Origin of the sequence: Coleofasciculus sp. FACHB-1120 (assembly GCF_014698845.1) — a bacterium.
Taxonomy (GTDB): Bacteria; Cyanobacteriota; Cyanobacteriia; order Cyanobacteriales; family FACHB-T130; genus FACHB-T130.
The window spans coordinates 39,017-52,521 of sequence record NZ_JACJTV010000038.1 but is presented as its reverse complement, the minus strand read 5'-3'; the positions used below and the strand labels follow the sequence as shown (position 1 = coordinate 52,521).

12 protein-coding genes are annotated in these 13,505 nt (G+C 46.6%); 10 read left to right on the top strand and 2 right to left on the bottom strand.

The genetic code is table 11. The features are described 5' to 3' along the window. Positions 1–437 precede the first annotated feature (437 nt). Together H6H02_RS23295 and H6H02_RS23290 are read left to right on the top strand one after the other, a co-directional pair. On the top strand, positions 438–1,445 hold the full coding sequence (locus H6H02_RS23295) for an ATP-binding cassette domain-containing protein (RefSeq protein WP_190822273.1): 1,008 nt from the start codon (positions 438–440) through the stop codon (positions 1,443–1,445). Continuing rightward, a complete protein-coding gene (locus tag H6H02_RS23290; protein ID WP_190822271.1) occupies positions 1,442–2,233 on the top strand; it encodes an ABC-2 family transporter protein in 792 nt (263 codons plus the stop codon). The genes H6H02_RS23295 and H6H02_RS23290 overlap by 4 nt, the downstream gene beginning before the upstream one ends. Positions 2,234–2,265: 32 nt before the next feature. Here the strand turns inward: H6H02_RS23290 and H6H02_RS23285 are convergent, their stop codons facing one another. Beyond that, positions 2,266–5,037 carry a helicase-related protein gene (locus H6H02_RS23285; RefSeq protein WP_190822269.1) on the bottom strand — a complete coding sequence of 924 codons (2,772 nt, stop codon included), beginning with the start codon at positions 5,035–5,037 and terminating at the stop codon, positions 2,266–2,268. Positions 5,038–5,275: 238 nt separating this feature from the next. Between H6H02_RS23285 and H6H02_RS23280 the strand changes: the two genes are divergently transcribed. From H6H02_RS23280 to H6H02_RS23265, 4 genes are all read left to right on the top strand, one after another. Next, positions 5,276–5,512, top strand: a complete 237-nt coding sequence (locus H6H02_RS23280) for a hypothetical protein (protein WP_190822267.1) — start codon at positions 5,276–5,278, stop codon at positions 5,510–5,512. Further along, complete coding sequence (locus H6H02_RS23275) at positions 5,509–5,970, top strand: HNH endonuclease (protein WP_190822265.1); 462 nt, start codon at positions 5,509–5,511, stop codon at positions 5,968–5,970. Before H6H02_RS23280 ends, H6H02_RS23275 begins: the two co-directional genes overlap by 4 nt. A gap of 78 nt (positions 5,971–6,048) precedes the next feature. Continuing rightward, a complete protein-coding gene (locus tag H6H02_RS23270) occupies positions 6,049–6,831 on the top strand; it encodes an ABC transporter permease (RefSeq protein ID WP_190822263.1) in 783 nt (260 codons plus the stop codon). A gap of 159 nt (positions 6,832–6,990) precedes the next feature. Then, positions 6,991–7,860 carry an aldo/keto reductase gene (locus H6H02_RS23265; RefSeq protein ID WP_190822261.1) on the top strand — a complete coding sequence of 290 codons (870 nt, stop codon included), beginning with the start codon at positions 6,991–6,993 and terminating at the stop codon, positions 7,858–7,860. 106 nt (positions 7,861–7,966) lie between these two features. Here H6H02_RS23265 and H6H02_RS23260 read toward each other — a convergent pair whose 3' ends face one another. After that, complete coding sequence (locus tag H6H02_RS23260; protein ID WP_190822259.1) at positions 7,967–8,725, bottom strand: ferritin-like domain-containing protein; 759 nt, start codon at positions 8,723–8,725, stop codon at positions 7,967–7,969. A 336-nt stretch (positions 8,726–9,061) separates the two neighbouring features. On the opposite strand from H6H02_RS23260, the gene H6H02_RS23255 reads away from it, so the two are divergent. The 4 genes from H6H02_RS23255 (at position 9,062) to H6H02_RS23240 (ending at position 13,389) form a co-directional block, all read left to right on the top strand. Next, entirely contained in the window at positions 9,062–9,772 is a 711-nt protein-coding gene (locus H6H02_RS23255) for a hypothetical protein (protein WP_190822257.1), read from the top strand. A gap of 35 nt (positions 9,773–9,807) precedes the next feature. Beyond that, positions 9,808–11,403, top strand: a complete 1,596-nt coding sequence (locus tag H6H02_RS23250; protein WP_190822255.1) for a gamma-glutamyltransferase family protein — start codon at positions 9,808–9,810, stop codon at positions 11,401–11,403. 123 nt (positions 11,404–11,526) lie between these two features. After that, positions 11,527–12,222 carry a fasciclin domain-containing protein gene (locus H6H02_RS23245; protein ID WP_190822253.1) on the top strand — a complete coding sequence of 232 codons (696 nt, stop codon included), beginning with the start codon at positions 11,527–11,529 and terminating at the stop codon, positions 12,220–12,222. A gap of 450 nt (positions 12,223–12,672) precedes the next feature. Beyond that, complete coding sequence (locus H6H02_RS23240) at positions 12,673–13,389, top strand: heme oxygenase (biliverdin-producing) (protein WP_190822251.1); 717 nt, start codon at positions 12,673–12,675, stop codon at positions 13,387–13,389. Positions 13,390–13,505: the final 116 nt, after the last annotated feature.

Genomic DNA, 13,505 nt, shown 5'->3' with positions numbered 1-13,505 from the left:
GTCACGAGTGCGTTGCGGCACTGTTTGGGCAACTCGCAACTCGCTCAACATCGAGTCCTCTGCTTCGCTTAAGATAATCCGAATCGGAGCTGGCATAAATAATGGAACACTCCGTTTAGAGAACCTATCCCATCTTATATTTAATTAGTCCCAGGTACTTAGTTCGTAAGTTAACGAGAGGCGGCGCTATCTAGGGCGGGGGATACCTCTGCCCTTTTTCGTTGATATCATCCATCTGAAACCCCCAGACATTTGCAAACTTCTCGTTGCAGTTTATGGCGTGGATAGACAAAAACGTAAATACCTTGAGATTGGAAAAGCTCGGTCTGGAATTGAGAGTAATCTAGGATACCCGTTTAAGTCTTGCCATAGTTGGATAGCAACAACCAGTCGCCTTTGAGATCATGAAGTTAGATCCATAAACTACAAGAATTGCAATGCCCATCGTCTCGGCTGAGAAACTGAGCAAAGTCTACCCAGTGGCGGTCAAAGGACCCGGACTTAAGGGGACATTACAGCACTTTCTGCGCCGCACCTACCGCGAGGTGAAGGCGGTTCAAGATGTCTCCTTCGAGATTGAACCTGGGGAAGTGGTAGGGTTTTTAGGTGCCAATGGCGCAGGAAAAACGACGACTCTGAAGATGCTCACGGGGTTAATCCATCCCTCCGCAGGCATCGTGCGTGTAGCGGGACAGGTTCCTTTCCAGCGTCAGACGTCCTTTTTGAAACAAATTACGCTGGTGATGGGGCAAAAGCAGCAGTTGCTCTGGGACTTGCCAGCGATGGACTCGCTGAGGATAAATGCTGCTGTTTATAACATCCCCGACAAAGAGTTTCGGCGGATGGTGGGGGAACTGACGGAGATGCTTTCACTGCAAGGCAAGCTGAATCAGCCGGTGCGGAAGCTTTCTTTGGGGGAACGGATGAAGGCTGAGTTGCTAGCAGCACTCCTCCACCAGCCCAAGGTGTTGTTTTTGGATGAGCCGACGCTGGGACTGGATATCAATGCTCAGGTAGGGGTGCGGGAGTTTTTGCGGGAGTACAATCAGCTCTATGGAGCGACGATTCTCTTAACCAGCCACTACATGGCAGACATTACTGCTTTGTGTCAACGGGTGCTACTGATTCATCAAGGTCAGCTAATTTATGATGGCAGTTTGGATGGACTCCTAGACCGCTTTGCCCCGTACCGCGAGGTGAAAGTAGAGTTGGCGCATCCGCTACCGAAAGATGATGTAGAAAGGGGAAGTTTGGCATCTTTAAAATCTTATGGCGAAATCAAAGCGGTAGAAGGTCAAGTGGTGCGGCTGCTGGTGCGGCGGGAGGCGCTGACGCGCACAGTTGCTAAAATTTTGGCGGAAATGGATGTATTGGATTTGGCGGTAACTGACCCGCCGATTGAAGAAGTAATCGGTCAGGTGTTTCGTGCAGGAGTCGTTGTATGAGTTCAGCAATTAGAACCGCCAAAGCTTTGTTGCTAGCTTATTACGCTCATATGCTGGAGTATCGGGCAGAACTATTTTTGTGGGCGCTATCAGGTTCTGTGCCCTTCATATTGATGGGGATTTGGATGGAGGCAGCAGCGCAAGGCGGGCAATTTGGACTGTCGCCAGTAGATTTTGCCCGTTATTTCATTGCAGCCTTTCTGGTTAGGCAGTTTACGGTTGTTTGGGTGATTTGGGATTTTGAGAAGCAGGTGGTGCAAGGGACGTTGTCTTCTCGACTGCTGCAACCTTTAGACCCGGTGTGGCATCACGTTGCTTCTCATCTTTCCGAACGCCTTGCCCGTTTACCGTTCATTGGGGGGTTGATAATCTTGTTTTTCACCCTCTACCCGAAGGCTCTTTGGTTGCCGAGTGTGGGGACAATTTTATTATTTTTTGGGGTGGTCGCGATCGCCTTCACACTCCGTTTTCTCATCCAATACACGTTTGCTCTATTTGCTTTTTGGACGGAACGCGCTAGCGCCATTGAGCAATTCTGGTATTTGCTGTATCTGTTTCTTTCTGGCGTTGTTGCACCCCTAGAAGTTTTTCCGCCAACGGTGCGTGAGGTGGTGCAGTGGACGCCGTTCCCCTATCTGGTGTATTTCCCGGCGGCGTTGTTGGTAGGGTTGCCAGTGGATTTAGGGCGGGGTTTGTTGACAATGTTCGGTTGGTGTTTGCTGTTTTTTGTCTGGAATCGTTGGATGTGGCGACGGGGATTGAAACAATATTCAGGGATGGGGGCTTAGGGAGAAAGAGGGGCAAGAATGCGATCGCGTTTCTAGATGGGGTATTGAGCATTAAGCCAATCCTTGACAGCATCCCCCTCATTCTCTGGTTTCAGGTACAGGGCGCATTCTCGGACAACATCTTCAGGTTTAATACTCTGTTGGTCACACCAAGCTTGAATGCAAGCATCACTCAATTCTTCAACTTGGTCGTAATCAACCAAAGCCGTTTCAGTCTCTTCAGTGCAGGCAATTAGATCGAGGAGCTTAACAACAGTCGGCTCACGCAATTGTTTGGTTTTAGGATTATAAACAAGCCCGTGATACTTACCATTATGATTCAGCAGAACGTAAATTGAAGGGCTATGTTCTGAGTAAACTTTGGCACTAATAATATCACTAGGAATAGTCTCAGCATAGTTACGATTATCCTGTAGTTTAGCTGTGTGCTGGAAGTAGGGTGAGATATCCATATCGGCTATAGCTTCCAGGTCTAATTGCCCCGATCTTATAGTTACTTCTGATGCCACATCTGACATATTAATTTTTTGTGTAATCCTGGTAGTTAAGACAGACAAATCAGTCAACTTTCTAGATTCCTCATGACGTGCCATAAGATTTTCCCAGCGACGTCTGATGCCTACCAAATCATATTCAAGATTTGTCTTATCCGTCAAAGTAGGAATAAAAGTATATACTTCAACCGTTCGAGGAGAATGCCAAAAACGCAGTATGCGACCAGCACGCTGGACTGGACTAATGGGAGTCCAATCAATATCATAATTGATGACTATAGACGCATCCTGCATATTGACACCGACCCCATGAGCATCTGTTGAAATGAAGACATCATAATTTTCCTCATACTTGCCTTCAGCATCGTTAGCCACTGGTGCAAACTGTTTAATAAGTTTCTCTATTTCTTTGGTTTCCTTCATCTCGTATTTATGAATAGACTCTCCCTGCTCTATCGTAGTGACTACACGCAGGGAAGGTATTAACTTAGCTAAAGCTTGTAACAAGTAAATAATAGTTGCCCGTCGTTCGCAAAATATAATAGCCTTTTCTGACCTCTGCTGAAGCTCTTTAAGAATGAGACAAAGTGATTTTAGTTTAGCGTCACTCTCAAAACTGTACTCATGCAGTTTTTCGATTATAGGTAATATAATTTTTTGTCTTTCCTGGCGTGTAAATGCAAACTCTAGTTTTCCAAGTTTATACTCATTTTTTCCTCCTGGAGTATCAATAACATTCTCAAGGACTCCGCGAATTGCTAAAGGTGAACTTGACCACGCTATTTTAACCAATCTCCTTATAAGTTCTCTAAACATTGGCTTACGTGAGTTTAGATCAAAGTAGCAATTAATAATAGCCTTAGTAAGTTCTGTTTCCAGTGGAAGAGGGAAAGTAATACTGTGTAATTTCACCTTTGGAATGTATTTCTTGTCTTCGCCAAAGGTGATGTAAATCTCTTGTCCATCCGGTTGACCGTAATATTTCGCTACGTGAGGTGTAGTTAGTTGGGAAGCTACTGGTAAGTGAATAAACTCATCAGTCTCATTGATGTGCCATGAACGTGCATCATCTACATAATCGTCCAATAAAGCACGGCTTTCAGCAGTATGAGGCAATAAAAATAACTGATTATTTATATTATCAGTATTTCTTGCATAAGGAGAGCCAGTCAGAAGTAGTACCTTGAGTTTATTTTCTTTGAAAAGCGTTTTCAACCTGACAAATGCCCTAGCTTCTGCCGGTCGCTTTTTCATATTGAATAAATCTTGCTTGTGGCGATTTCTAAAAGTATGGCTTTCGTCTATGATTAGCAGCCAATGCTGTTGGTGGATATTCTCTGCAATTTCTTCAAATAATTCAAGGCTACTATCTTGAGCGGAACTTTCTTTGTCAAAAGCCTGACGAATAAAATATTCACAAGGTAGAGCAGCATCACGCATTTCGCGCTTCCAAATGTTTCGGACTGCCTTTGGACCAATAACTATGACATTATCAATCTCGTCGTCCTCACGGAGGTGCAACGCCACATGAACTGCGACCACAGTCTTGCCTAGCCCGGTAGAGGCTACTAGCATCGAACCGCCAAAATCGCGGATTTGACGGAGCGTTTGAGCAATCATGTCTATCTGGTAACTAACAGGACGTTTTTTATAGTTTCCCTTGACAGGCTGAAGGTCTTCTAGAGCCAGCATAGTTTTTAGATAGACATCCCAAGGACGCACAAAATTTAGCCAGAGCCAGAGGGCTTCTAGTAGTTCCTGCGTGATATCTTTTGCTTGTGCAAAGTAATTATCAAACTCATTCGCAAGTGCGACAACTTCACGACGTTTAGTGATGACATTGCCAGACTCGATTTGCTCCATCAAACCACGTCCAGTTAGGTTGGACGAAGCCATAATAGCTACCTTACAGTCAACTATGTAGAGCTTGGCATGATGATCTGTAGCCCTAGCATCTACAAGGCATAAACGACCGGACTCCATTTTTTTTACTAAATCAAGCACGGTCTGCCGTCGATCTCTGTCCAAGCCAGTACGCAGATCGCGCATAATTTCATCAATCAGAGCTTTTCGTGCCCGATCTTCGCCGGGGTCGTCAATACCAACCAGGAGGTAAACACGCTTACCAGTTGTGTATCTTCGGATCAGTCCCCAACCTCTTATAGTAAAAAAACCGGAGGCGATCCGAATCTCTTTTTTGCCATCTTGAAAGTAACGGCTTATGTACTCCCAGGCTTTCTTTCTCTCAAACCAACTTTCCCGCGAACTACTTACTGAGTCGCCTATGTCATCTCCTGTCGGTTTATTCATTAGAGTGCTCCACTGCTGTATTCAATCCAGTAGCAAGTAACTTTTGCATGGTTTTCTGTAGCAAGTTTGTCAAATTCTATCTTTAACCGTTTCTGGGAAAGCAACAAAGCTTGCGCCTACTAGGGCTATTTTGGAGTAAAGTGATCGCATCCCTAACTATCCATCGCTCATAGATATAAAGTGTGAAGGCGCGATCGCTATAATAGTACAACCGAACTAAAGCTACTATAAAAATGCCATGACCCCAGTAGTAATTAGACCCTCTTCTTGGCTAACGACTGGCATCCGAGTTGAAAAAGTAAAGAATATGAATCTTTTCAAGTTCACAGAAGAACTCCAGTCCCGGATGGAAGAACTTTTGGATAAAAAAAAGGCTGATCTGCTTACGCCAGAAGAAGCTGCTGAACTGGAGGGTATAGGAGAATTAGACATGATTTTTACCTACATCAACGCCCAAATTGCTGCTCAACCGTGACGATTTCAAATAAGCTCCAGCAGTTGGTACGGCAACGAGCAAAATATTTGTGCGAGTATTGCCATTCTCCTGAATTTTTGAGTACATCTCTACTCACCATAGAGCATTTGTTGCCGCAGTCTTTGGGAGGGTCTGATGAGATTGAAAATTTAGCTTTAGCTTGCCGTCGCTGTAATGAGCGTCGTTATAATTTTATAGTAGGAATTGACACAGAAACTCAAGAAGAAATACCCTTATTTAATCCTCGTCAGCAACCGTGGGCTGAACATTTTATCTGGACAACAGCAGACGGTATAAAAATTTTAGGTATTACCCCTACAGGTAGAGCTACTTGCAATCGACTTGATTTTAATGATGAGTTTCATAATGATGGTTTTATTCAGAAATCTCGTCGGTTTTGGGTGCAAGGCGGCTGGCATCCTCCCAGCGACGATCCGCGTCAGAAAAGTGGGATTTAAAGACGCGATCGCTTTCGCCGTGTTGCTATTCGCAAATCGCGTTACTTTCAAATTGGCACACCTTGCAAGCTTGAGAAGATGCAACGATATCTACGGGTACTAAAGCTATTTTGGAGTACAGCGATCGCTGCCGAACTGGAATACCGGGTCAATTTTGTTCTGGCAGCATTCAGTAGTTTGGGAAACCTTGCAGGTAGTATGTTTGGGTTGTCCTTGTTCTACCGCAATGGTTACACCTTTGAGGGCTGGAAGTGGGAAGAAGCTTTGGTTGTGTTGGGAGTTTTTACCATCCTGCAAGGCTTTTCTAATACTTTCTTGGTGCCAAATTTAAACCGGATTGTCGATCAGGTTCAGCAAGGAACGCTAGACTTTGTGCTGCTGAAGCCCATCAGCAGCCAATTTTGGCTTTCTACCCGCGCCTTTTCTCCTTGGGGGTTGCCAGATTTAGTCTTTGGAGGAGTGCTAATTGGCTACGCTGGGGCGCGGTTGGGTTTAAAAATAAGCGATTACTTTTTAAGTACGATTCCGCTACTATTCGGTTTCGCAATTCTGTACAGCCTGTGGTTTATGCTGGGGGCGACCAGCATCTGGTTTGTGAAAATCTACAACGTCACTGAGGTACTCAGAGGATTTTTGGAAGCTGGGCGATACCCAATGGTTGCTTATCCGGCTGCTTACCGTTTTTTCTTTACTTTCGTAGTGCCAGTGGCATTTTTAACAACGATACCAGCCGAGGCGATGCTGGGACGAGTTGAGGTGGGTTGGATGGTGAGTGCAGGAGTTCTGGCGTTGGCGCTATTATTTGCTTCGCGGGTTTTCTGGCGGTTTGCGTTGCGATTTTATACAAGTGCGTCGAGTTGAAATTTCCCTCTTAGACTTAGGGACACGCCAATACCGCGTCTCTACTGTTGATAGACAGAATTTGCGATCGCTTGTTGAGAACTAACCGTCAGACAGACGATTTCTATCCGGCAATCTTTAATCAATTGAAGGGGTAGAAGACGAAAGCAAAATTAAACAATGGAAACGAAAGAACTCGGACATACAGGTGTCAAAATCAGCGCGATCGCTCTGGGTGGAATGCCGATGTCTTTAAGTAGCAGACCCCCAGAATCAGAATCTATAAAAGTCATCCATCGCGCCCTCGACTTGGGCGTGACGCTGATTGATACTGCTGATTCCTACTGCAAAGATGAATCAGATAAGCACCACAACGAAGGCTTAATTAGTAAAGCGCTTTCCTCTTATTCAGGTGACAAGAGTAATGTTCTCGTTGCAACCAAGGGCGGACTGATGCGCCCCAATGGTAGCTGGACGCGCAACGGCAACCCCGACCATCTACGAGAGACAATTCGGATCAGCTTTGAAGCGTTGGGGGGAAAGCCGATAGATGTTTGGCAGTACCACCCACCCGATACAGACTACACGATTGAAGCGTCACTGAAACCAGCAAAAGAAGCTGTGGAACAAGGAACGATCCGGTTTGTCGGCGTCTCTAACTTTTCAGTAGAGCAAATTAAACGCGCCCGCGATGTGGTTGAGATTGTCTCCGTGCAAAACCAGTACAATCCTTGGAATCGTCAGCCGGAGGAGGACGGAGTTCTGGAGTATTGCGAAAAGGAACAACTAACGTTTTTACCTTGGAGTCCGTTGGGTGGTAGCCGTCGCGTGGGCAAACTGGAAGATATTGATGCGATCGCGCAACTTGCCCAAGAAAAAAGCGTTTCTGTCTACAATATTGTCCTAGCATGGCTGCGGGCAAAATCTCCAGCCATTGTACCTATCCCTGGCGCAAGTAAGGTTTCCAGCATTGAAGACTCTGTACGTGCCGTCGATGTCAATCTGTCTGATGAGGAAGTCGCCAAAATTAACCGCGCTACAGCATCCTGATTATGGTAGGGGTGAAGCCTTCGGGTGAACAACTTGCTGCAACGACAAAAGTATTCGCCCGAAGGCTTTGCCCCTACAGGAAATGAGACAAGGAGAGAATAGGGTTTTAAGCTACCGCTAGTTCTGAATCTTCCTCAGACATTTCTGTAGGAACGCCATCCTGAACCAGTGAAGGCATCTGTCCGCTTTTCTGCGTCAGATTCGTCACCATTGCCAACAAAGCATTCACCTTGCGAGTCCGCCACGTATCCACAATCTCTTCTACCGCTGCATCTGGGAGGCGACGCTTTAGCGCTTCTAAAAGATAAGCAGCGTGTCCGGTTTCGTCCTGGGCGATACTAAGGAGTCCCTTTTTCAAACTAGCGCTGTTCGGTTCGTCCTCTGGTAACACGTTAGCCATGCGAACGAAGTCTTTGCTGGCATCTAGTTCTAGGATATAAGTGCTACCCATGAACACCACCCAGTCAATATTCTGCGGTTTGAAGCTTTCTTGCGAGTATCCTTCAAAGTAAGCTTCAAAAAAGGGACTGCGGCGGCGTTCATCTGGCTTACCCTCTGGCTTGGTTTCAGCAGCTTTCTTGAAGTCAATGACTTGCTTGTTCAGCCGCTTCAGCGCTTGGGCAAAAATTTGACCGTGACGCTTCTCATCAGAGGCGTGGCGGGCGAGTTTTTCAGCTAGCCACGTATCGCCTTCAGCAGCGGCGCGATCGCTCAAGGCTTGTAGGAATGGAACTGAACCTGATTCTGCCAGTTGGAACCCAGCGAGGACATTTGGGCGCGTTAAAGGATCGCGGATTTGGCGGGCACCAATGTAAGCACTAGCACCCGATGCGGCTAGGTGCAACAGGTAAGTAAAAAAGTTCATGCTGAAATTTTCTTGAGTGTTGAGAGCTAACGGATGATATTCTATCGCTGTTTTTTTAAATGGGTGATCGGAGGGGATGCTTTGGTTGTTGCCAATGGGGTGTTTGATGGCTGATTATAAACTTTCTTGATTGTCGAGTTGAAAGATGAAAAGCATCCCTCTAAAGGAATAGTTGTTACAATTTCACCTAATGAATTTCAGATTTTGGAAGATTCTTATCTAAGCGGGCAACGCTTTAACAGGAACTGAGTGTTTCGCTAATTTAACGGAAATTGTCAATCCTCAATTTAAAATTTAAAATCAAATAATCTCTGCCTTCAAAAAAATAAGATTGCCATGAAAACTTTACCCGTAGTTTCACTGAGTTTTGCCGCGATCGCGACGGTTTTCATATCTTCAGACGCACTCGCAGAAATTTTTAAAACCAGTCATCGACTATCGGGATTTTCAACCGATAGCCGTCACTATATCTACCTGGAAAGTTATCGAAATCCGATTACAGAAGCGCCTAAAGCACAATTGCAAATTGTGAACGCCTCCAGAAATTCTTGTATTGAATACGGCTGTATAGAAACTGAAAATACTCAAGAATTTGCAAATCCAACGACTCAAGCCGCTGAGACACAATTACTCAAAAAAACGTCGGTGATTCGGTACAACTTAAAATTAAATCGCCCAGCGGCAGGAAGAAGGCTGCCTGCTCTTTCTCGCGTCACCAACCCAGATGGAAGCGAAGTTTATACCTTTTTAGTGAAGAATAAAAAAGACCCTCTACAAGTACTGATGCGGCAAAAATATATCCCATCAGTTGCCTATGGAGGAGATGCGGATATAGATCGTGCTTCCCTGCAACTAGAGGTTATTTACAACAATCGGAGACGTACCTTAAGCAGCCTGAATACATACCGCGATAATACGATGAAATATGCGCTCAGGGAAGTGCGCTTAGCTCCAGATGGACGGAGTGCGGTTATTCTCATGAATACGATCGAACCGGCTGAACAGGGGGCGGTACAGACGACTTTTGTACAGAGTTTTCCGCTTTAAATTTCTCGGTATGAATTGCCCGGTTTAAAAATGCAATGCCGCCAGAAAATTTAACTGATTATCCCTACTTTAGTGGCCGACGAGTGGTGATGGGGCAGCGAGGTGCTGTGGCAACTAGCCAACCTCTGGCGGCTTTGGCTGGGATGGAAATGCTGATGGCTGGGGGAAATGCGGTGGATGCAGCGATCGCGATGGCGATCGCGCTGACGGTAGTTGAACCCACCTCCAACGGCATTGGTTCAGACGCTTTCGCTTTAGTTTGGGATGGGCAATTACACGGCTTGAATGCTTCGGGGAAAAGTCCCCAGCAGCTCAATCTAGACGCTTTTGTTGGAATGGAGCAATTCCCGGATCTGGGTTGGCTGACTGTCACTGTACCGGGTGCTGTGTCGGGATGGCAAAAATTATGGAAGCGTTGGGGAAAGCTACCGTTTGAGCAGCTATTTCTACCAGCGATTCGATACGCTGAAGAAGGTTTCCCGGTGTCGCCAGAGACGGCACGGGCGTGGAAGCGAGCCGAGGCAATCTATTTGCCGCTGACTGCGCCGGAGTTTCAGCCGTTTAAAGAAGTATTTTTTCCGGGAAATCGGGCACCCGCCGCTGGGGAAATTTGGCGGAGTCAGGTTCATGCCAAAACCCTAAGAGCGATCGCCCAAACTGAAGGGGAAAGCTTTTATCGAGGAGAAATTGCCGAAAAAATCGCTAACTTTGCCGCCAACACCGGCGGCATTCTAACAGCATCGGACTTAGCAACCCACTCCTGTGACTGGGTGCAGCCGATTTTCACAAATTACCGAGGCATTACCGTCTGGGAAATTCCTCCCAATACTCAAGGCATCGCGACGCTGATGGCTTTGAATATTCTGGAAGGTTATCCCCTACCTGATTACCCCCGCGAATCAGTTTCTAGCTACCATCTGCAAATTGAAGCGATGAAGCTAGCTTTTGCCGATTTACATCAATATATTGGCGATCCTCAGTTTATGGAGGTGCCCCTAGAACACCTGCTAAACAAAGCTTATGCAGACGAACGGCGCTGTTTAATTGGAAAAGAAGCTGCGATCGCTCAGCCTGGTTTACCCAAGGGAGGCACCGTCTATCTCGCGGCGGCTGACGGCGAACTGATGGTGTCTTTTATCCAATCCAACTACAGTGGCTTTGGCAGCGGCATTCTGGTTCCCGATACCGGCATCGCCCTGCAAAACCGGGCATCGGGATTTACGCTCACTCCCGAACACCCGAATCAAGTGGCAGCCGCTAAACGCCCCTTTCACACGATTATTCCCGGCTTTCTGACGCAAGACAATCAACCTTTGGGGCCATTTGGTGTCATGGGGGCACCCATGCAACCGCAGGGACATCTGCAAGTCGTTGTCAACCTCCTAGACTATGGGATGAATCCCCAAGCAGCGCTGGATGCACCGAGGTGGCGGTTTGTTGCTGGTAAGACAGTGCTTTTAGAACAGATGGTGCCTCGAAATATCGCTTTAGCTCTGGCTGAACGGGGTCATGATATCCAAATCAGCGCAGAGCCGGGAATGTTTGGCAAGGGTCAGATCATCTTGCGACAAGGCGGGGTACTGGTTGCCGCCTCCGAACCCCGCGCCGATGGGCTGGCATTAGCCTGGTAACACCTTTCCTTAGAGAGACGCGATCGCATCTCTAAATACCTCCATAGGCTGAGAGGCTATTGACCAATTTATTATTAACTTTTGTAAATAGCTCTGTAACTTATCTTTACCAAAAGGCCATTCATGAAAAGTTTAGGAAAACTGTTGTTCAGCGTCATCGGTGTTGGTAGCTTAGTTGTTCTCTCTGCTTGCAGCGGTCAGCCTGGTGCAGACACGACGAGCCAAGCTCCTGCGGGCGACTCTACCGCAACGACTGAATCACCCGTTGCTCAAGCTCCTACTACAACCACCTCACCCAGTGTTGAAGCATCTCCTACCACATCACCTGCGGCTGAAGCCAACGGTGCTGCAACCGAAAACAAAAACCTGGGAGAACTCGCACAAACCGCAGCTAGCAATGGTTCCTTCACCACCCTCACCAAAGCCGTGCAAGCAGCAGGCTTGACTGACCAATTAACTGGGGACAAGCCATACACGGTATTTGCACCGACTGATGCCGCTTTCGCCGCTTTACCAGCCGGTACTGTGGACAAGCTACTGCAACCAGCAAACAAACAAACCTTAGTCAAGCTTCTGAGCTACCATGTGGTGCCAGGGAAAATCTCTTCCAGCGAACTGAAATCAGGAGAGGTGAAAACCGTTGAAGGTACTCCTGTCACCGTTAAGGTTGATAGTGCTAGCAGCGAAATCACCGTAAACAACGCCAAGGTGATCCAGCCGAATATTCCAGCCAGCAACGGCGTCATCCACGTTGTTGACAAAGTAATTTTGCCTCCGGATATTCAAGCAAGTCTTGGTTCCACTCAGACAGCACAGTAGGGCTTGACACTCCTCTGGGTAAAGCACAGGGGATTTTTCTAGATATCTATCGAAGCCTTCTTGCAATCCAGATGTATCTACTTTAATTCCATCGTTTAAAGCTTCGGCATTCAAGCTTTTGAATGTGGGTAACGATGAGGCATTGATTAGCCTTTCAGGGCGGGGAAACCCGCCCTTTTTAGTGGGTTATCCCAAATCCTTCAGAAACCGAGAAATTATAAAATGTTACAGAGAGCCTAGCAGCCGCATTGTAGCTGCGTTTTAGCCCGATCTAGAATCCCAAGTTGTCGCTGCCTTGCTTCCTTACGACTTGCTTTCTACAGCCATCGATCTTCAAAATTCTTAATGAAAATTCTCAGCAAATCAGTCTAATCTAACGTTTTAGCGGTTTTTCAGCCGCGAACAAGATCGATACGCTCCTCCGTAGACTTTAGGGATAAGAAATTTAGCATGAGTAGCAATTTAGCAACCAAATTGCGTGAGGGAACCAAAAAATCCCACACAATGGCAGAAAACGTTGGTTTTGTCAAGTGCTTTTTAAAAGGCGTTGTTGAGAAGAACTCTTACCGGAATCTGGTCAAGAACCTCTACTTCGTCTATTCCGCAATGGAAGAAGAGATGGAACGGCACCGGCAACACCCGATTCTGTCTAAGATTTATTTTCCCCAGCTAAACCGGAAAAAGAGCCTAGAACAAGACCTCGCTTACTACTACGGCACCAACTGGCGCGAACAAATCTCTGCCTCGCCTGCTGCTGAAGAATACATCCAGCGCATCCGCGAAGTCTCAACTTCAGCCCCAGAAATGTTAGTTGCCCATTCCTATACCCGCTACCTCGGCGACTTATCCGGCGGTCAAATCCTCAAAGGCATTGCTCAACGGGCGATGAACCTCACAGATGGGCAAGGGACTGCTTTCTACGAATTTCAAGAAATTGAAGATGAAAAGGCGTTCAAGGCAACCTATCGCCAAGCCATGAACGATCTGCCCATTGATGATGCCACAGCAGACAAGATTGTGGATGAAGCCAATGATGCTTTTGCCATGAATATGAAGCTGTTCCAAGAATTAAATGGCAACTTGATCAAGGCAATTGGTCAGATGCTGTTCAACACGCTGACACGCAAGCGCAGCCGTGGTAGCACGGATCTCGCAACTGCCGAATAACAAGTTTCTGCTCGCTCAAGATTAGACTACAACACACGATTTTTTACAATCCTGGAGGCTGGGTGATGGTGAAGCCATTATCATCAAGCTTTCAGGATTGTCAGCTTTTATCGGGC

Coding starts and splice junctions, on each gene's coding strand:
- H6H02_RS23295 (WP_190822273.1), top strand. CDS start 438: ATGCCCATCGTCTCGGCTGAGAAACTGAGCAAAGTCTACCCAGTGGCG.
- H6H02_RS23290 (WP_190822271.1), top strand. CDS start 1,442: ATGAGTTCAGCAATTAGAACCGCCAAAGCTTTGTTGCTAGCTTATTAC.
- H6H02_RS23285 (WP_190822269.1), bottom strand. CDS start 5,037: ATGAATAAACCGACAGGAGATGACATAGGCGACTCAGTAAGTAGTTCG.
- H6H02_RS23280 (WP_190822267.1), top strand. CDS start 5,276: ATGACCCCAGTAGTAATTAGACCCTCTTCTTGGCTAACGACTGGCATC.
- H6H02_RS23270 (WP_190822263.1), top strand. CDS start 6,049: ATGCAACGATATCTACGGGTACTAAAGCTATTTTGGAGTACAGCGATC.
- H6H02_RS23265 (WP_190822261.1), top strand. CDS start 6,991: ATGGAAACGAAAGAACTCGGACATACAGGTGTCAAAATCAGCGCGATC.
- H6H02_RS23260 (WP_190822259.1), bottom strand. CDS start 8,725: ATGAACTTTTTTACTTACCTGTTGCACCTAGCCGCATCGGGTGCTAGT.
- H6H02_RS23255 (WP_190822257.1), top strand. CDS start 9,062: ATGAAAACTTTACCCGTAGTTTCACTGAGTTTTGCCGCGATCGCGACG.
- H6H02_RS23250 (WP_190822255.1), top strand. CDS start 9,808: ATGCCGCCAGAAAATTTAACTGATTATCCCTACTTTAGTGGCCGACGA.
- H6H02_RS23245 (WP_190822253.1), top strand. CDS start 11,527: ATGAAAAGTTTAGGAAAACTGTTGTTCAGCGTCATCGGTGTTGGTAGC.
- H6H02_RS23240 (WP_190822251.1), top strand. CDS start 12,673: ATGAGTAGCAATTTAGCAACCAAATTGCGTGAGGGAACCAAAAAATCC.